This is a genomic window from Rathayibacter sp. AY1A5 (genome assembly GCF_002930875.1).
GTDB lineage: Bacteria > Actinomycetota > Actinomycetes > Actinomycetales > Microbacteriaceae > Rathayibacter.
This window is the reverse complement of record NZ_PSTM01000029.1, coordinates 1-18753: the sequence shown is the minus strand read 5'-3', so window position 1 is coordinate 18753 and position 18753 is coordinate 1. Positions and strand designations below refer to the sequence as shown.

Below are 18753 nucleotides of genomic sequence, written 5' to 3'. Positions count from 1 at the left end.
CCGGTTCCCGGTGGGAGGATGACCTCCACCGCCTGAGGAGACCCATGAGCCGCAGTGTCGCCCGCACCCGCCTGACCGCCGTCCGCGCCGGCGATCCGCCCCGACGCCGCGAGGACGTCCTGGCCGTCGAGGAGCCGCTCGAGATCCGCGTCGGCGGACGGCGCTTCAGCGTGACCATGCGCACACCCGGCGACGACTTCGACCTGGTCGCGGGATTCCTGGTGTCCGAGGGGGTGCTCACCGAGTCGGAGCAGCTCGCGGCGATGCGCTACTGCGCGAGCGGCTCCGAGCCGGGAGAGAACACGTACAACGTGGTCGACGCGAGCGTCCGCGGCGGGCGGGAGGCCGTGCTGCTCGAGCGCGAGCGGTCGGTGTACACGACGAGCTCGTGCGGAGTGTGCGGGCTCGCGTCGCTCGAAGCGGTCGCCACCGACTCGGCGTGGAGCGTCGCGGAGGACGACCTGCGGGTCGAGCGGGAGCTGCTGGTCTCTCTCCCCGATCGGCTCCGCGAGGCGCAGGCGGTGTTCGAGCGGACGGGCGGCGTCCACGCGGCCGGGCTGTTCGACGCGGACGGCTCGCTGCTGGTGCTCCGGGAGGACGTCGGGCGGCACAACGCCGTGGACAAGGTGGTCGGCTGGGGGCTCCGGGAGGGGCGGCTGCCGTTGCGGGGGACGCTGCTGCAGGTATCGGGGCGCGCCTCGTTCGAGCTGGTGCAGAAGGCCGTGATGGCCGGCATCCCCCTGCTCGCCGCGGTCGGTGCCCCGTCGTCGCTGGCGGTGGACCTGGCTCGCGACTCCGGCCTCACCCTGATCGGCTTCAGCCGCGGCTCCGGCTTCAACCTCTACGCGGGCGACGCGCGCCTGCTGCCCTGAGCCGGGGCTCCTCAGCCGGCTCCTGCGGATGGAGCAGCCTGCACAGCGGGCGCATCGAGATCCCCCTCGTACTCGGTGGCTCTCGCCACGCCGCGTCCCGCGGCTACTCGACCAGCGAGGGTCGCCGCGTGTTCGGCAGAGGGCCGCGACCCGGAATCGCGTGCGAGCGATTCAGGGCAGCCCGACAAGACCCGCTCTGCGCAACGCAGGCCCACGAGAAGCCGACCGCGGTCGTGCAGCGGGCCACCGCTGCACGACGAGCGAGCACCGCCGCGTGCCAGCGATTCAGGGCAGCCCGACGTACCCGGCTCTGCGCGATGCAGGCCCACGAGAAGCCGACCGCGGTCGCGCAACGGGCCACCGCCGCACGACGAGCGAGCACCGCCGCGTGCGAGCGATTCAGGGCAGCCCGACAGGACCCGCTCCACAGGAGCCGCCACCCCTGGAAGCCGGCCGCGAGTCGTGTCGCGGCTCCGCCGCTACACGACCGACAAGGACTGCCGGGCGATCTCCAGCTCCTCGTTCGTGGGGATGACGAGGACGGCGACGCGGGAGTCGTCGGTGGAGATGCGGCGGGCGCCGCGGTCGGAGGACGTGTTGCGCTCGGGGTCGAGCTCGATGCCCAGGCCCTCGAGGCCGCGGAGGGCGCCGGCGCGGACGGCGGCGACGTTCTCGCCGACTCCCGCCGTGAACACCACGGCGTCGACGCGGCCCAGCTGGGCGTAGAAGGCCCCGATGTAGTGGCGGAGGCGGTGGTAGTAGACCTCGAGCCCGGCGCGGGCCTGCTCGTCGCCGGCCTCGGCCGCCTCCTGGACGTCGCGCATGTCGCCGCGACCCGTGAGGCCGAGGAGGCCGCTTCGGCGGTTGAGGAGGGTGTCGAGCTCGTCGATCGAGAGGCCCGCCTTGCGGGCCAGGTGGAAGACGACGGCCGGGTCGAGGTCGCCGGAGCGGGTGCCCATCACCAGGCCCTCGAGCGGGGTCATGCCCATCGAGGTCTCGACGGAGACGCCGCCGTCGACGGCGCAGGCGGACGCTCCGTTGCCCAGGTGCAGGACGATCGTCTTCAGGTCGGAGCGGCGGCGGCCGAGGTAGGCGGCGGCGGCCTCCGAGACGAACTTGTGCGAGGTGCCGTGGAAGCCGTAGCGGCGGACGCGGTGCTTCTCGGCGAGCTCGGCGGGCAGCGCGTAGGTCGACGCCTCGGCCGGGATCGTGTGGTGGAAGGCGGTGTCGAAGACGGCGACGTGCGGGACGTCCGGGAAGGCGTTCTGCGCCGCCTCGATGCCCTCGAGGTTGGCGGGGTTGTGCAGCGGGGCGAGGTCGGCGAGGTCCTCGATGTTGATCTTGACCAGGTCGGTGACGACGGTGGGCTCGAAGAAGCGCTTGCCGCCGTGCACGACGCGGTGGCCCACGGCGACGGGAGGGAACTCGTCGAGGCTCGGGCCGTGCTCGCCGAACGCGCGGATCATCGCGTCGAAGCCGGCGGTGTGGTCGGGGATCGGCCCCTCGATCTCGAACGACTCCCCGTCGCGGGTGTGCTTCGTGCGGCCGGTGTCCTCGCCGATCCGCTCGACGAGGCCGCTGGCGAGGGTCTCCTCGGTGGTCATCTCGATGAGCTGGTACTTGAACGACGACGATCCGCTGTTGACGACGAGGACGACGGACATGAGGGGACTCCTGGGGTGATCGGGGTCGGGAGGGGCGGCGGCGGGGTCGCCGCTAGCGCACCACGGGGATGGCGGCGGTGGGCGGGACGATGGCCTGGGTGGCGGCCTGGATGGCCGTGATCGCGACGGTGTTGACGATGTCCTGCACGAGCGCGCCGCGCGAGAGGTCGTTGACCGGCTTGCGCAGACCCTGGAGTACCGGTCCGATGGCGACGGCGCCGGCCGAGCGCTGCACGGCCTTGTAGGTGTTGTTGCCCGTGTTGAGGTCGGGGAAGATGAACACCGTCGCGCGCCCGGCGACCTGGGAGCCGGGCATCTTCGAGGCCGCGACCGCCGCGTCGGCCGCCGCGTCGTACTGGATCGGGCCCTCGACGAGCAGGTCGGGCCGGCGCTCGCGCACCAGCGCCGTCGCCGCGCGGACCTTCTCGACGTCGGCGCCGGCTCCGCTCTCGCCGGTGGAGTAGGAGAGCATCGCGATGCGGGGGTCGATCCCGAACTGCTGGGCGGTCTCGGCGGACGAGATCGCGATGTCGGCGAGCTGCGCCTCGGTGGGGTCGGGGTTCACCGCGCAGTCGCCGTAGACCAGCACGCGGTCGGCGAGCGCCATCAGGAACACGCTCGAGACGACGGAGACGCCCGGGCTCGTCTTGATGATCTCGAAGCCGGGGCGGATGGTGTGCGCGGTCGTGTGCGCGGCTCCCGAGACCATCCCGTCGGCCAGGCCGAGCTGCACCATCATCGTGCCGAAGTAGGAGACGTCCGTGACGGTGTCGTAGGCGTGGTCGTAGGTGATGCCCTTGTGCGCGCGGATGCGGGCGTACTCCTCGGCGAAGCGCGCGCGGTGCTCGGGGTCGAGGGTGCTCAGCACGCGCGCGCCGTCGAGGTCGAGGCCGAGGCCCGCCGCACGGGCGCGGATCTCGGCCTCCTCGCCGAGGATCGTGAGCCGGGCGATGCCGCGCTTGAGCACGGTCGCGGCGGCGCGGAGGATCCGGTCGTCGCCGCCCTCGGGCAGGACGATGTGGCGGTCGGCGATGCGCGCGCGCTCGATCAGCCCGTACTCGAACATCAGCGGCGTGACGACCTCGGACCGGCCGACGTCGAGGAGGGTGAGCAGCTCGACCGCGTCGACCGCCTCCTGGAAGAGGGCGAGGGAGGTGTCGCGCTTGCGCGGGGAGTCGGCCGCCAGGCGGCCGCGGGCCGCGGTGACGCGGACGGCGGTGTCGTAGGTGCCGAGCTCGGTCATCACGATCGGCACGCGGCTGTCGACGCCCTCGATCAGCCGGACGATCGGCTCCGGCAGCTCGAAGCCGCCGTTGAGGATGATGCCGGTGACGGTGGGGAACGTGCCGGAGGCGTACGCCATGATCACGGCGAGGACGACCTCGGGCCGGTCGCCGGGGACGATCACGACGCCGCCCTCGGTGAGCCGCGGCAGGACGTTCACCATGGACATGCCGGCGATCACCACGCCGAGCGCCTCGCGGCCGAGCAGCTCCGGATCGCCCGCGACGACGACGCCGTCGACCGCCTCGACCAGGCGGGACAGGCTCGGAGCGACGAGGAACGGATCCTCGCGGATCGCCCAGACCGGGACGGTGGCGGGGATGCTCTCGCGGATCGCGGCGACGGCGTCGGCGGCGGTGTCGGGATCGGCGCGGTTCGCGATCACTCCGATGAGGCTCGCGTGGGCCGTGCGCAGCTCGACCGAGGCGAGCTCCGTGATCTGGCGCATCTCCTCCGGCGTGCGCGCGGGAGCCTGGCCCAGCTGCTCGCTGCGGGACGAGTCCCGGCCGGTGAGGACGAGCAGGACCGGGGCACCGAGGTTGGCGGCGATGCGGGCGTTGTAGCCGAGCTCGGTGGGGCTGCCGACGTCCGTGTAGTCGGAGCCGAGGATGACGACGGCGTCGCACCGGGCCTCGACGCCCTTGTAGCGCTCGACGATCCGCGAGAGCGCCGCCTCGCCGTCGGCGTGGACGTCCTCGTAGGTGACGCCGATGCAGTCCTCGTAGGCGAGGCCCGAGTCGGAGTGGCCGAGCAGCATCTCGAGCACGTAGTCCGGCTCGGAGGTGGAGCGGGCGATCGGGCGGAAGACGCCGACCCGCTGCACCTGGCTGCTGAGCGCATCGAGGACGCCGAGGGCGACCGTGGACTTGCCCGAATGACCTTCGGCGGACGAGATGTAGATGCTCTGAACCATCGGGTCCAGCCTACCGAGGGGGTCCCTCCGCCTGGCTGAGTAGAGGCCAGGGATGGGAGGGCGTGCATGGCGCGCGGCTGTGGAGGAGCGTCCGCAGTCGGTAGGGCCTCGTAGCGGCTGTGCGGCGGTCCATCGGCGGAGCAGGCGGGCCGGTTAACGGAAGAAGACCCCCCGCGCACCCGCCAGAGCCCGGTTACCCTTGCTGCGTTTCCGCCCTGGGGGAGTTGGCCTGGATGGCGCCACGCGGGGAGCCGGGTGACAGTCTAACCGACGACGGCGGCCGAGGAGAGCGGGGCGTGTCGGGGTCGTGGTCAGCGGGAGCCTCCGACACCGGCTAGTATCGGTGAGTCGCGGCTCAGGTCGTGCCAGGAGGATTCGCCTAGTGGCCTATGGCGCACGCTTGGAAAGCGTGTTGGGTGAAAGCCCTCGGGGGTTCGAATCCCCCATCCTCCGCGAACGGTGTCCGTTGCTCTCGCCAGCACGGGCACCGTTTTGTTTAACCGGTGCGGCCGATCGTCGGAGCCCGGTCGACCGGTGAAGGCGTCGATCGGAGCGGCCCACTCACGCAGCGCCGGGTTCGCCCTGCCGGGCACACCCAGCTGCAGCCGACGACGTCGCGCCGAGCAGGCGCCGCCGATCGTTCGGCGCGCGCCGGGCGTGCTGGATCAGCCGTAGAGGTGGTTCGTCCGCGCGCAGGAGTCGGAGCAGAAAGCGCCACGACGGGCGACGAGCGGGGCCGAGCAGGCGGCGCAGACGGGGCGGAAGAAGAGTTCGGCTATGGATCGCGACATGGTCCGACCGTAGGTGCCGGTCCCGGATCGTGCCCGTCGCCATCCGTATTACGACAACGCGGACGACAGGGCGGCGATACGGACCCTCCGGCGACGCCGGCCGTCAGTCGGCGATGCGCTCGAGCCATTCGTCGAGCAGGAGCCGCTCCCCCGCGCTGAGGGGCTCGATCTGCGGCAGCGCCGTCCGCAGGGCGACGGCGTGCGCGACGACCGCACGGGCGGCGGGATCGGTGGGGCCCGCCTCCGCCGTGGTGATCGCCGCGAGGACGGACTCGCGCGAGCGGGACGAGAGCTCGTCGTCGGGGTCGGCAAGGGCGGTCAGCGTGAGGGTGCAGCCGAGCGCGGCCGACTGGAGCAGGCGGGAGGCCCGCTCGACGTCGACGGTGAGGCGGCCGGCTTCGGCGACGGCCCGGACCGCGTCGAGGAGGACGCCGCGGGACAGGCGCGCCGCCTCCGACTCCTCCCCCGGCCGCGCGGTGAACATCAGCGCGTAGAGGTGCGGTTCGGCGAGTCCGAAGGCGACGTGGTGATCCCAGGCGGCACGGAGCGCGTCGACCGGGTCGGCCGGCGCCTCGCTCCGCTCGAAGTCGGCGAGGGCCGTGGCGAATCCGGCTGCCGCGGCCGAGTCGAGCAGCCCGCGCAGGTCGCCGAACGTCCGGTAGATCGTAGGGGCCTGCACCCCCGCCGCCGCGCTGATCGCCCGCGTCGACACCGCGTCCCGCCCGCCGTCCGCCAGCAGCTCGACCGTCGCTCGGAGGATCCGCTCCCGCGTCGTCCCGCTCTCACTCATGCTACCGACGCTAACACGCTCCCGTTAGCGCCTCGTCTCCCCGAGCGGCCCGGGTCGCGTCAACGCCGTCGGGCGGTCCCGAAGATCCCGCGGACCACCTCGCGCAGCAGCGTCCTGCCGGCGCTCGAGCCCAGCACCTCCTCGACGACCGTCTTGTCGCGGCGGGCGCTGCGGGTCCCGCGGGAGGTCGGTGCCGTGCGCCGTCGGGAGCGCTCGGCGGCCTGGTCGGCGGCGCGCTCGGCGGCGGCCCGCTCCTTCGCGCGGCGGGCGGCGTCCGCGGTCTCCTCCTTAGCGCGACGCGCGTCCTCCTTGGCGCGGCGGGCGTCGTCGGCGGCCTGCTGCTCGGCGGCGGCGCGGGCCTCCTCGGCGTCGGCGGCGGCGTCGAGCCGGCGGGTGAGGATCTCGCGGGCGGAGTCGCGGTCGAGGGGCGTGCCGTAGCGCGCGAGGAGCGGGGACCTCTGGACGCTCGCCTCGCGGTCGGCCTCGGGGGTGGGCTTCATCGAGCCGAGCGGGGCGCGGAGACGCGTCCAGGCGACCGGGGTCGGGGCGCCGCGCTCGTTCATGACCGTCACGATCGCCTCGCCGATGGGGAGCGCCTGGAGGACCTCACCGAGGTCGTAGTCGCTCTCGGGGTAGGTCGAGACGGTGGCGCGGAGGGCCTTGGCGTCGTCCGGCGTGTGCGCGCGGAGCTGGTGCTGCACGCGGGAGCCGAGCTGGGCGAGGACGTCGCCGGGCACGTCCTTCGGGGTCTGCGTGACGAAGACGATGCCGACGCCCTTGGAGCGGATGAGGCGCACGGTCTGGGTGATCGCGGCGAGGAAGTCCTTCGACGCGTCGCGGAAGAGCAGGTGCGCCTCGTCGAAGAAGAACACCAGCTTCGGCTTGTCGAGGTCGCCGACCTCCGGCAGGTCGTTGAAGAGGTCGGCGAGCAGCCACATCAGGAAGGTGGAGAACAGAGCCGGTCGGTCGGCGACTCCGGGGACCTCGAGGAGGCTGACGACGCCGCGCCCGTCGGCGGCGAGGCGGAGGAACTCGGCCGTGTCGATCTCGGGCTCGCCGAAGAACACGTCGGCGCCCCGGTCGGCGAACGCGATCAGCTCGCGGAGGATCACACCGGCGGTCGCCTTGGACAGCCCGCCGAGCTCGGCGAGCTCCGCCTTGCCCTCGTCGCCGACGAGGTAGGTGAGCACGGCGCGGAGGTCGGACAGGTCGACGAGCGGGAGACCGGCGCTCTCGGCGTAGTGGAAGACGAGGCCGAGGCTCGACTCCTGCGTGTGGTTGAGGCCGAGCACCTTCGCGAGCAGCAGCGCGCCGAATCCCGTCACGGTGGCGCGGACGGGGACGCCGGTGCCGATGCCGCCGAGCGCGAAGTACTCGGCGGGGGCCGCCTCCGCCCGCCAGTCCTGGCCGATGCCGCGGGTGCGGGCGAGCAGCGCGTCGGTCGCCGTGCCCGGAGTGGCGAGGCCGGAGAGGTCGCCCTTGATGTCCGCAGCGAAGACGGGGACGCCGTGGGCCGAGAGCTGCTCGGCGAGGACCTGCAGCGTCTTCGTCTTGCCGGTGCCGGTCGCGCCGACGACGAGGCCGTGCCGGTTGAGCATGCCGAGCGGAATGCGGACGGGCACGTCGATCCGCGCGTCGCCGTTGACGAGGGCGCCGAGCTCGAGGGCCGGGCCGGTGAACGCGTACCCGGCGCGCACGGCGTCGACGGCGCTCTCGGGGAGCGGACCGGGGGCCGGGGCGGGCGCCGAGGGGGTGGGCGGAGCATCTGCATCCGGAGCGATCGGACCGGAAGCGACGGCGTCCGGAGCGACGGCGTCCGGAGCGACGGCGTCCGGAGCAACGGGAGCAGCGGACTGCTCCGCTCCGCTCCCCGACGCCGCCACCAGCCGCACGTCGTCCGCGACGGCCTCCGCCTCCTCCGGGCCGGCCGCCGCGTTCAGCGCCGCGGCCGCCGCCTCCGCTCGCGCCAGGGCCTCGGCGGCCTCCGCCTGCAGTCGGCGGGCGGCCTCCAGGGCTGCGCGCGCCTCGTCCCTCGCCGAGGCGAGCCCGTCGTCGTCACTCATGGGCTCAGCCTAGGTCGGCGGCGCCGGTCAGTCCTCGCGGACGTGCCAGGACTGTCCGTACCCGCCGTCGGCCTCGGGGCGGGCCATCAGCTCGAGGAACGGGTCGGCGCTGAACGCCTCCGGCCCGAGCACTCCGGCGCCGGTCCACACGCCGGTCGCGAGGAGCTCGAGCGCGACCACCGGGTTGAGCGCCGTCTGCCAGACCACGCACTGGGTGCCGTACTCGGCCATCGTCCACTCGTTGTCGCTCACGTGGTAGAGGTACACCTCGCGGTGGGCGCCGTCCTTCGTGCCGGAGACGAAGAGGCCGGCGCAGGTCCTGCCGGTCATCCGCGGGCCGATGCCGGCGGGGTCGGGCAGGGCGGCGGCGACGACGTCGCGCGGCGAGACCTCGACGGGACCGCCGGCCGAGCGGACCCGCAGGGGCTCGGTGCTGTCCAGGCCGAGGAGGTGGAGGGTGCGCAGGACGCCGATGAACTGCTCGCCGAGGCCGTACTTGAAGGTGACCTTCTTCGCGTCGAGCCAGCGCGGCATCAGCAGCACCTCCTCGTGCTCGACGTTCACGCACTCGACCGGGCCGATACCCTCGGGGAACTCGAACACCTCCGGCTCCGAGAAGGGGGCGGTGGTGTACCAGCCGCGGTCGCGCTCGAACACCACCGGCGGGTTCAGGCACTCCTCGATCGTGGTCCAGATGGAGAAGGACGGAGCGAAGATCTCGCGGCCGTCCGCGTCGTGCACGACGAGGTTCGCGCCGTCGCGCACTCCGAGCTCGTCGATCTCGTCGAAGAGGTGGTCGGAGGCGTAGCGGGCGAAGACGTCGGAGAGTCCCGGCTCCACGCCCATGCCCACCAGGGCGAGGCGGCCGCGGGAGGACCACTCCTCCGCCGCGGCGAACTGCTCGTCGCCGAGCTTGAGCCCCGTCAGCTCGTGGGGCCGCTCGGGGTGCGGGAGCGAGAGGCTCATCGCCATGTCGAGGTAGTCGGCCTCGGCGGCGAGCGCTCCGGCGAAGATCGTCGGGACGAAGCGCGGCTCGACGGCGTTCATCACGTGGGTCGCCCCGTGCGCGCGGGCGACGGTCTCGACGTTCTCGGCGTCGGAGGCGTCGATCCGCGCGGCGACGAAGCGGTCGTCGGCACCGTGCCGCTCCGCGATCCAGGCGACCGTGCGCTCGGCGCGAGCGAGGTCGTAGTCGCAGACGATGATCTGCTCGAAGAAGGAGCGGCGCGCGGCGATCTTCGCGAAGGCGTCGCCGACGCCGCCGGCGCCGACCAGGAGGATTCTCATGGGGACACCGTAGCGACGGATCGCGTCGTCCACCATGCCGAGCACCGACGGAATCGGAGCGGAGCGCGCCTTCCGGCCACCGGATCCGTCACAGGGCGGCCCGCTCCCCCCGCTCGAGCAGGCGGAGGAAGCCGGAGAGGTGCCCGAGGCCGGTCAGCGAGGTCGGGAGCGAGGCGGCGAGCGCCGGCGAATGCACCAGGTACGCCGCCCACTTCGCGCGCGAGACCGCGACGTTCAGGCGGTTGGGCAGGAGGAGGAACTCCATCCCGCGCGGAACGTCGGCCCCGGAGGACGCGGCGAGCGACACGATGGCGACCACCGCCTCCCTGCCCTGGAAGAGGTCGACCGTGCCGACCGGCGTCTCCTCGAGGCCCGCGGCGTCGAGGGCGGCGCGGAGGAGCCCGCCCTGGGCGTTGTAGGGCGCGACGACGATGACGTCGGCCGCGGTCAGCGTCCGCTCGCCGTGCTCGTCGAACCAGGTGCGGCCGACGAGGGAGAGGGCGATCTCGACGACGCGCCTCGCCTCGTCCGGCGAGGAGGTGGTGTCGCCTGCGTGCTCGACCGGGACGGAGTGCACGCCCGGCTCGACCCCCTTCAGGTGGCGCACCTGCGGCGCCCGCGACCGCAGCGCGCCCTCGTAGGAGAGCTCGGAGACGGCGTCGGAGAGCGCCGGGTGCATCCGGTGGGTCTGCGCGAGGAAGTAGCCGTACTCGGGCGGGAGGACGTCGTGCCTGTCGGCGAGCCAGCCGAGCGCCGACTCGTCGACCGGCTCCGGGTGCGCGCCCTGGCTCACCTGGGGCAGCTGCTGCGGATCACCGAGCAGGAGCAGCCGCTGGGCGGAGACGGCCGACGCGATCGTCGGGGCGAGCGAGAACTGCCCGGCCTCGTCGACCACCAGGAGGTCGAGCGAGCGGCGCGGCACGGTGACCGGATTCGCGAAGGTCCAGGCGGTGCCGCCGATGACGCAGCCGCCGCCCTCCTCGAGGACCGCGGTGAGTGCCGCCGCGTTCTTCACCGGCGCCCAGGGCGTCGCCTCGAGCGCCTCGGGCGGCGTGCCGTTCTTGGGCACCTTCGCTACGCGGGAGGGATCGACGCCGCGGCCGACGACGGCGCTCAGCACGTTCTCGACCACCGAGTGCGACTGGCCGACCACGCCGATGCGCCAGCCGTGCTCGTTCACCAGCCGTGCGATCACGTGGGAGCCGACGTAGGTCTTGCCGGTGCCGGGCGGACCCTGCACGGCGAGGGTCGCCCGGTCGAGTCCGAGCAGAGTGGTGACGACCGCGCCGATCACGTCGTCGCCCTGCACCGGAGCGACGGCTCCCGGCGGCACGCGGCGGAGGACGTCGAGCGCCGGGTCGGCCAGCATCGCGGGCAGCGCGTCGAGGACCTCGCCGCCCCACTCCGCGATCGCCTCGGGCTGGGGCGCGGCGCGCGGCGGCGGCGCGGGGGCGAGGGCGACCGGAGCGTCGTCGTGCGGATCCTCCCCCGCCTTCAGGCCCTCCTTGAGGAGCAGGACGATCCGCTCGCCGTCGTCGTCGACCGCGAGGATCTCGGAGCGCTCGGAGGCGCCGCGCAGACCGGGACCGGGCGAGGGTGCACCAGGGGGCGCCGGGGCCTCGTAGACCAGGTACGGCGATGAGCCGGTGCCGAGCCGGCTGCCGGGAGCGAGCCGGCCGAGGATCCGCAGCTCGCGCGACTGCGTGCGGGCGCGCGGGAGCTTCGCCCAGTCGCGGACGACCTCGACCCGGTCGATCATCACGACGTCGCGGGTGTCCGCCCACTCGTCCAGCGGCTGCCGGAGGCGGTCGAAGTGCTCCTGCCAGAAGGTCTTGGCCTCGCGGCGGTGATAGTCGATCGCCGCGCCGGCGAGGGCGAGCGCGGTCTGGTCGGCCGTGCGCTCGCGCGGCTCGATCCCCTCGACCTGCGCCAGCAGTGCGACCGCGACCGGGTGCGGCTCGCGGGGCACGGGGATCTCGACCTCGAGCAGCGGCGGCAGCTCCTCGCGCGGCGGAGCGAGCTCCAGGAGCCAGTCGCGCAGGCGGAGCGTGGAGCGGCAGTCGTAGGCGTTGTACTCGGCGACGAGGTCGAGCCCGCGCTGCCCCTCGGCAGGATCGGCCCTCTGTGCGGCGCGCGCCTCCACGTACATCTCGATGCTGTCGGCGGCGTTCGTGACGCCGGACGCGTCCCGCTCCTCCTCGCCCATGTAGAGCGGCTCCAGCTTCTTGAGCGAGTAGCTGCGCGAGCCCACGCGGAGCGCCCGCCGCACCACCGGGTACAGGTCGACCAGGACGCCGTCGCGCAGGAGCGCGTCGACCTCCTCCTCGCCGACCCCGTGGCGGAGCGCGAGCGAGAGCAGGTGGCTGCGCTCGTAGGAGGCGTAGTGGTAGACGTGCATCCGGGGGTGCTCGGCCCGGCGCGCCCGCAGGAGCGCGAGGAAGTCGAGGAGCGCCCGGCGCTCGGCCGCGAGGTCGTGCGCCCAGAGCGCGGTGAAGCGCTCCTGGTCGTCGACCATGCCGAAGAGGTAGTCGAGGCCCCACTCGCGGTTGTCCTCGGTGTAGAGCGGGTCGCCCTCGAAGTCGAAGAAGAGGTCCCCCGGGTCGGGGGCGGGTACCCCGGCGAGCACGGAGGCGTCGATCACCTCGACGGCCGGCACCGGCGAGGACTCCGACCGCAGCTGCAGCCGCGCCTGGGCGCGCAGGCCCTCGAGCGTGCCCGCGCCCAGCCCGGGGACGGGGCCGTCGTGCTCGGCGAGGGCGTCGATGGTGAGCACGCCGGCCGCCCCGAGCTTCGCCCGCTGGTCGAGCCGCATCCCGGCGACGAGGATCGGATCGCGGTGCGCCTGGACCTCGGGCGCGCAGACCGAGCAGCGTCCGCAGGAGGGGTAGCGCGGATCGCCCCACGCCAGCGGCTCGTCGGCGGCGAGGCGCTCGGCGAGCACGGCGCGGAGCCGTGCGCGCTGCACCCGCTGGACCGGGGCGACGACGGCCAGCTCGTGGCTGGTGACGGAGCCGTCGCCGAGCACGAGGTGCACCTGCTCCCCCACGCGGATGCCGCGCGCCTGCATCTGCTCGGCGTAGGCGGCGAGCTGCAGCAGCGCCGGGATCTTCGCGTGCCGGGCGAGCTTGGTGTCGTAGACCTCGTAGGCGCCGTCGGCGGTGCGGAGGAGGAAGTCCGAGAAGCCCAGGAACTCGCCGTCGAAGAAGGTGGCCTGGTAGAGCACGTCGACCCCGGCGCGCATCGCCTCGACGGCCGCCTCGGCCGCCGCGGGGTAGCCGGCGGGCTCGGGGCGCTCGAACTCGAGCACCTCGTGCGTGCGCTTCAGCTCGGCGAGGAAGCGGTGCTCGTGCTCGTCGCCGAGCACCGCGGTGCGCTCGAGCATCCCGTCCCTCTCGGCCTCGAGGCGCGGGGCGCGGCCCAGCAGGGCGTCGAACCGGCGGAGGACCGCCCACTCGCAGGCCGCCCAGTTCGACAGGTCGGTGGGGCTCGTGACCACGCGGCCGGACTCCAGGTACACGCGACTCCTTCCGCGACCACCGGGCGGCGATCGGCTCCAGGCTAGGGCGCCCCTCCGACACTCGTGCGGCTGCGGCCACCACCCGCGCCGCTCCGCCTCCGCGTGGCAGGCTGGGCCGATGACCCGCGCGCGCTTCGAGATCATCCCGGCCGACGACATCGGAGAGCGCGCCGCGCGGGCGTTCCCGGACCCCTCCGCGGTGACGCTGACCGTGACCAGCCTGCCGAAGCACGGGACCGGGCGGACCGTGGACTGCGCGGTCGCGCTGGCCGGGCGCGGGTTCCGCGTGGTGCCCCACCTGGCGGCGCGGAACGTCGAGAGCCGCGCCGCACTCGAGCGGGTCCTCGGCCGGATGGGCGAGGCGGGGATCGACGAGGCGTTCGTGATCTCGGGCGACGCGTCCTCGGCGGCCGGCACCTACTCCACGAGCCTCGAGCTCATCCGCGACGCCCGCGAGATCTCACCCGGGCTGGCCCTGGACATCGCAGGCTATCCCGAGGGCCACCCGCACCTCTCCGACGAGAGCATCGAGCGGCACCTGCGCGAGCGCGCTCCGTTCATCCGCTCGATCGTCACGCAGATGTGCTTCGACGTCGACGCGGTGGTCTGCTACGCCGATCGGCTCCGCGAGACGGGGATCACGGCCGATCTGTGGGCGGGCGTGCCGGGGCCGGTCGAGCGCTCGCGGCTGCTGACGCTGGGCGCGCGGATCGGAGTGGGCTCCTCGCTCGGCTTCCTGAAGCGGAGCACCTCGGTGGCCGGCGGGCTCCTCCGCGGACGCCGCTTCGACCCGTCCGCGTTCGTCGCGCGCCTGGAAGCGGCGGCGGGCGACCGCCTCGCGGGCCTGCACGTCTACACCTTCAACGAGCTCGACTCCCTCGCCGCCTTCGGCTGATCGGCGAGCCTCCGCGCTCCTCGAGCGCCGATCCTGAGGGCCTCGAAGCCCTCGCGCGAAGAGAACTGCGCCGGTCAGGTGGTGCGGCGGATCCAGATCGGCGGGTGCGGGAGCTCGGCCTCGGTGCGCAGGCGGCCGGCGAGCGGAGCCCAGACCACGAGCGCCACGCCGATCCCGAGCAGCAGGCCGCCGACGGTGTCGCTCAGCCAGTGGGCGCCGAGGTAGGTGCGGCTCGCCATCATCGCCACGGTGTAGAGGAAGCCCGCGATCCAGACCCACAGCAGCGGGAACACCAGGGCCAGCACCATCGCCGTCGTCGCCGCGTTGGCGGTATGGCCGGACGGGAAGGAGCCGTAGTCGCTGGTGACGAGCATGTCGGCCGGGCGGGCGCGTCCCACCAGCTCCTTGACGAGCTGGGTGGCGCCCACGCTGACCAGCGCGGCGATCGCGTAGTAGAGCGCCGCCCACCGCCTGCGGAACACCAGCAGCACGGCGACGATGCCGAGCGGGATGAGCGTCGTGCCGACGAGCCCCGCTCCGACCGTGTTCATGACGAGGGCCGGGATGTCCCAGACCGGCGAGCGGTGCTCGACGATCTCGTCCATCCACTCCACGTCGAAGCGGAAGGCCGAGGTGGGGCGGAAGGCGATCAGCACGGCGAGCAGCACCGTGAGCAGGATCGCGAGCGACGCGGAGATCAGCGGCCAGCGGCGGGAGACCCGGTGGGCCGCCTCCTTCGTCAGCAGCCGGGCGGCGACGTCGTCGGACGGCACCTGCTCGCGCATCCGCGCACGCTGGACGGCGTCGGGGCGCGCGATTCCGGGCTCGGTCGACAGGCGGTCGTCGCGGTGATCCATCCGGACATGATGCCGTCACCCGGCGTTCCCCCGCTGGGGGTTGCGGGGCGGCGCGGCCGACCGATCGGAAGACCGGCGTCCGCGCGGCGGGGTTCATGACAGGGTTCGAGCGGCCTTGCGGATCCCCGGCCTTCCCCCGCGGGGGTTCGCGGCGCGCCTCAGCCGGCCGCGCGGGCCAGGCGGGCGGCGCGGAGGGCGTCGAGCCGGGTCGGCTCGGAGGAGCGCGAGAGGAGCCGCGCGGCGACGGCGCTCACGCGGGAGTCGTCCGAGGCGGAGGCCCGCTCGAGGGCGGCGGCCGCGTCGGGACCGGTGATCGAGCCGAGCGCCATCACGGCCGAGACCGCGAGCGCGGAGTCGTCGCTGCCGGCGGCCCCGTCCAGCGCGTCGACGGCAGGACGCGCGTCGTCGCCCAGGTAGCCGAGCGCGGCGGCGGCGTGACGCCGGACCGGCGCGGACCCCTCGCGGAGGGCCTGCTCCAGACCGGGGACGGCCGCGGCGCCGAAGGAGGCGAGGACGTCGGTGAGCACATTCTGCGCCTCCGCGTCGTCGTCGCCGAGCAGGCCGAGCAGGACCGGCAGCGCGCGCGCGTCGCCGAGGCGGCCCAGCGCGAAGCGGGCCTTCGCGGCGACGGCGGGCTCGGAGTCGGCGGCCAGCGGGGCGATGTCGTCGAGCGTCGCCGGGTCGAGGATCTTGCTGAGCACGTGCAGCGCCTGCGTGCGCACCCGTGGCTCGCGGCCGAGCGCCTCGCGGGCGACGGGGACGGCGGCGGAGCCGAGGCGGCCGAGCGACCAGGTGAGCACGTCGCGGACGAAGAAGTCCGGCTCCTCCCACAGGTGCGCGGCGAGGGGCTCGGCGGTGGCGGGCTCGGCGAGCTCGCCCAGGGTCATCGCCGCACGGAGGCGGACGTCGCGGTCGGGGTCGGAGAGCTCGGCGAGCAGGGCGGAGGAGTCGCGGGAGGACATGGGAGGGGACTGTAGCAGCGGCGCTCGGGAGCGGATCCAGCGAGGGCCGGAGCACCCGGGAGGAGCCGCAGGCGCGGGGCGTGCCGGACCGCCGGGACCCGGAGCCGAGCGCTCAGTCCTGCAGCGCCGGGACGCTCCTCGGCCGGACGATCAGCCAGAGCGCCAGGATCGACACGGTCGCCGTCGCCATCATCACCAGGGCCATCGGCACGGCCGAGCCGGCGCCGAAGACCCCTGAGATCGGCGACAGCAGTCCGGCGGTGCCGAAGTTGACCGCTCCGAGCAGCGACGCGGCCGTCCCCGCCTCCCGGCCGTGGTTGACCAGGCCGAGGACCTGCACGCACGGGAAGCTGAAGCCGCACGACGCGATGAAGAACCACAGCGGGACGAGCGTGCCCCAGAGCCCCAGCCCGAGCACGTCGAAGAGGGCGATCAGGCCGGCGGAGGTGAACAGCGTCAGCGTCGTGATCGCGAGGATCCACTGCGGCCCGATCCTCCGGCTGAGGTAGGAGGACGCCTGCACGCCGAGGACGACGCCGAGCGAGTTCACGGCGAAGAGCAGCCCGTACTGCTGCGCGTCGAATCCGTAGAGGCCCTGGAACAGGAACGAGGAGCTGGAGAGGTAGGTGAACAGGCCGGCGAACGTCATGCCCCCGATCACCGCCACTCCGAGGAACACACGGTCGCTGAGGACGGCCCGGTAGCGCTGAACGAGCGAGCGGTGCTCGCGCTCGTGTCGGGCGGCGCGGGGCCAGGTCTCGACGACGAGCAGGCCGACGGCCGCGACGACCAGCACGCCGTAGGCGGCGAGGAAGACGAAGATCCCGCGCCAGTCCATGATCAGCAGCAGCTGCGAGCCGATGACCGGCGCGAGCACGGGCGCGAGGCCCGACACCAGGGCGAGCCGGGACAGCATCCGCACCAGCGGGCGGCCGCCGAAGAGGTCGCGGACCATCGCCATCGCGACCACGCCGCCCGCCGCCGCGCCGGCCCCCATCAGGAAGCGGAAGACGCCGAGGGTGACGATCTCGGGGGCGAGCGCCGCGCCGACGCAGGCCAGGACGTGCAGCGAGGTGGCCAGGAGGATCGGCAGGCGCCGGCCGACCGCGTCGCTCCAGGGGCCTACGACCAGCTGGCCGAGCGCGAAGCCGAGGGTCGTGCCGGTGAGGGTCAGCTGGACCGCCGCCTCCGACACGTTCAGCTCGCTCTGCAGCGCGGGGAACGCCGGCAGGTAGAGGTCGATCGTGAACGGCCCGAGGGCGGTCAGCGAGCCGAGGACGATCACGTAGACGAGGCGCTGGCGGGCCGTCAGGGCGTCGCCCGGGTGGCGGTGCACGGGGAGGGAGCCGGTCGGAGTCGAGGCGGGAGTGGACACGGAGTGCCTTCCTGCGCAGGGCGCAGCGGGATGGGAGGGAGGGGTGCGGCCGGTGTCGTCCTCGGCGCGGGAGCGGACCTCGTCGGCTCCACGCCGCTCGGTCGAATCAATTCGATCACGTGTCGGACAGCGGCGCCACCCCTCGGCCCGCCGTCGGGTCAGACCGGGTGGAGCGGAGTGCCGAGCGGGTCGGCGAGCAGGCGCTCGAAGGCGAGCTCGGCGGCGCCCAGCATGAGCAGATCGGCGCCGAGCTCGGTCCGCACGATGCGCACGGAGTCGAGCGCGACCCGGAAGGGGCCGCCGCGGCCCAGGCGCTCCTCCAGGAACCCCGGCGCGACTCCGATCAGCGCCCCGAGGAAGCCGCCCAGCACCACGAGCTGCGGGTTGAACACGTTGATCACGTTGCGCAGGGCGACCGCGAGGTGCCCGAGCTGGCGCTCGACCTCGGCGCGGACGGCCGGGTCCTCGGAGGCGGCGAGCGCCTCCTCCAGCCGCTCGCTCTCGTCGAGGCCGAGCACGGTGAGCAGCTCAGCGCGGCCGACCTCGGTCTCGAGGCAGCCGACGGCGCCGCAGTGGCAGTCGATGCCCGCGCTGTTGACGAGGGTGTGGCCGATCTCCCCCGCGTAGCCGTCGATGCCGTGCAGAGGCGCGCCGCCGACGATGACGCCGGCGCCCACTCCGCTCGCGCCGCCGTTGAGGTAGACGAGGTGCGAGACGTCGCGGCCGGCGCCGAGGACGCTCTCGGCGAGCGCACCGAGGTTGGCGTCGTTCGCCGAGAGGACGGGCAGGCCGGTCGCGTCCGCGAGCATGCGGGAGAAGGGCTCGTCGTCCCAGCCGAGGTGCGGGCCGACCCGGACGAGGCCGTCGGCGTCGCGGACGAGGCCGGGCACCGCGACGCCGATGCCGACCGTCCGCGTCTCCTCGGGCAGCTCGGCCAGCAGCTCGGCGACCGCCTCGGCCGCCAGACGCGCGGCGGCCTCGGCGGTGGGGACGGAGGCGGAGCGGCGGATGCGGCGGCGGACGACGGCGTCGACGCCGACCACGGCGACCGTGACGGCGTCGATCTCGGGGTTCACGGCGAGCGCGACGACTCCGGGATCGGCCTCGACGACGGGGCTCGGCCGGCCGACCTGGTTCGGCGTGGCGGGCTCGCGCTCGCGCACGATGCCGAGCTCCACCAGCTCGCCGACCAGCGCCGCGATCGTGGAGCGGTTGAGGCCGGTCAGGCGGGTCAGCTGCGAGCGGGAGCGGGGGCCGCCGCGGTGCACGAGGCGGAGGATCGCCGAGAGGTTGTGCCGCCTGACGCGGTCGAGGTTGTTGCCGCGCGTCGCGTGGTCGGGCATCCGCGGTCTCCTCTGCTTGCGGGGGTCAGCCTAGCCGGGGGCGGGGCCGGACGGAGCGACGCCGGTCCGGGTCGTCGCGCACGACACGGGGGACGAGACGGTCTTCACCGTGACGCGCACCGGCGGCGAGGTCTCGGTCG

General features: G+C 73.9%; 13 protein-coding genes, 1 tRNA gene and 1 other RNA gene. 3 read left to right on the top strand and 12 right to left on the bottom strand.

Annotated elements, in window-relative coordinates; genetic code table 11:
* The first annotated feature begins 44 nt into the window (after window positions 1-44).
* Window positions 45-872: a formate dehydrogenase accessory sulfurtransferase FdhD gene (gene fdhD / locus C5B98_RS15235; protein WP_104227459.1), complete on the top strand. Its 828-nt coding sequence runs from the start codon at window positions 45-47 to the stop codon at window positions 870-872.
* A 479-nt stretch (window positions 873-1351) separates the two neighbouring features.
* On the opposite strand, the gene C5B98_RS15230 is transcribed toward fdhD, so the two are convergent.
* The 3 genes from C5B98_RS15230 to ffs form a co-directional block, all read right to left on the bottom strand.
* On the bottom strand, window positions 1352-2536 hold the full coding sequence (locus C5B98_RS15230; protein WP_104251116.1) for an acetate/propionate family kinase: 1185 nt from the start codon (window positions 2534-2536) through the stop codon (window positions 1352-1354).
* A 52-nt stretch (window positions 2537-2588) separates the two neighbouring features.
* The gene (gene pta / locus C5B98_RS15225) at window positions 2589-4733 is read right to left on the bottom strand and encodes a phosphate acetyltransferase (RefSeq protein ID WP_104227473.1); all 2145 of its coding nucleotides are present in this window, start codon (window positions 4731-4733) and stop codon (window positions 2589-2591) included.
* A 159-nt stretch (window positions 4734-4892) separates the two neighbouring features.
* Window positions 4893-4989: signal recognition particle sRNA small type (ffs, locus tag C5B98_RS15220), an RNA gene on the bottom strand.
* A 112-nt stretch (window positions 4990-5101) separates the two neighbouring features.
* Here ffs and C5B98_RS15215 point away from each other — a divergent pair.
* Window positions 5102-5186, top strand: a tRNA-Ser gene (locus C5B98_RS15215).
* Window positions 5187-5398: 212 nt separating this feature from the next.
* On the opposite strand, the gene C5B98_RS17375 is transcribed toward C5B98_RS15215, so the two are convergent.
* The 5 genes from C5B98_RS17375 to C5B98_RS15195 all read right to left on the bottom strand — a co-directional run bounded on the left by C5B98_RS17375 (window position 5399) and on the right by C5B98_RS15195 (window position 13181).
* Complete coding sequence (locus C5B98_RS17375) at window positions 5399-5524, bottom strand: hypothetical protein (protein WP_258060618.1); 126 nt, start codon at window positions 5522-5524, stop codon at window positions 5399-5401.
* 103 nt (window positions 5525-5627) lie between these two features.
* Complete coding sequence (locus C5B98_RS15210; RefSeq protein WP_104227474.1) at window positions 5628-6314, bottom strand: TetR/AcrR family transcriptional regulator; 687 nt, start codon at window positions 6312-6314, stop codon at window positions 5628-5630.
* 59 nt (window positions 6315-6373) lie between these two features.
* Window positions 6374-8377: a helicase HerA-like domain-containing protein gene (locus tag C5B98_RS15205; RefSeq protein ID WP_104328033.1), complete on the bottom strand. Its 2004-nt coding sequence runs from the start codon at window positions 8375-8377 to the stop codon at window positions 6374-6376.
* A gap of 27 nt (window positions 8378-8404) precedes the next feature.
* Window positions 8405-9664, bottom strand: coding sequence for a saccharopine dehydrogenase family protein (locus tag C5B98_RS15200; protein ID WP_104227456.1), 1260 nt, complete (start codon window positions 9662-9664; stop codon window positions 8405-8407).
* Between the two features lie 88 nt (window positions 9665-9752).
* Entirely contained in the window at window positions 9753-13181 is a 3429-nt protein-coding gene (locus C5B98_RS15195) for a bifunctional RecB family nuclease/DEAD/DEAH box helicase (RefSeq protein WP_104328032.1), read from the bottom strand.
* Window positions 13182-13299: 118 nt separating this feature from the next.
* Between C5B98_RS15195 and C5B98_RS15190 the strand changes: the two genes are divergently transcribed.
* Complete coding sequence (locus C5B98_RS15190; protein WP_104328031.1) at window positions 13300-14076, top strand: methylenetetrahydrofolate reductase; 777 nt, start codon at window positions 13300-13302, stop codon at window positions 14074-14076.
* 74 nt (window positions 14077-14150) lie between these two features.
* Here C5B98_RS15190 and C5B98_RS15185 read toward each other — a convergent pair whose 3' ends face one another.
* From C5B98_RS15185 to C5B98_RS15170, 4 genes are all read right to left on the bottom strand, one after another.
* A complete protein-coding gene (locus tag C5B98_RS15185; protein ID WP_244229597.1) occupies window positions 14151-14933 on the bottom strand; it encodes a phosphatase PAP2 family protein in 783 nt (260 codons plus the stop codon).
* A gap of 158 nt (window positions 14934-15091) precedes the next feature.
* On the bottom strand, window positions 15092-15895 hold the full coding sequence (locus C5B98_RS15180; protein ID WP_104319987.1) for a HEAT repeat domain-containing protein: 804 nt from the start codon (window positions 15893-15895) through the stop codon (window positions 15092-15094).
* A gap of 112 nt (window positions 15896-16007) precedes the next feature.
* A complete protein-coding gene (locus C5B98_RS15175; protein ID WP_104328030.1) occupies window positions 16008-17270 on the bottom strand; it encodes a multidrug effflux MFS transporter in 1263 nt (420 codons plus the stop codon).
* Between the two features lie 158 nt (window positions 17271-17428).
* Window positions 17429-18613, bottom strand: coding sequence for an ROK family transcriptional regulator (locus C5B98_RS15170; protein ID WP_104227455.1), 1185 nt, complete (start codon window positions 18611-18613; stop codon window positions 17429-17431).
* Window positions 18614-18753: the final 140 nt, after the last annotated feature.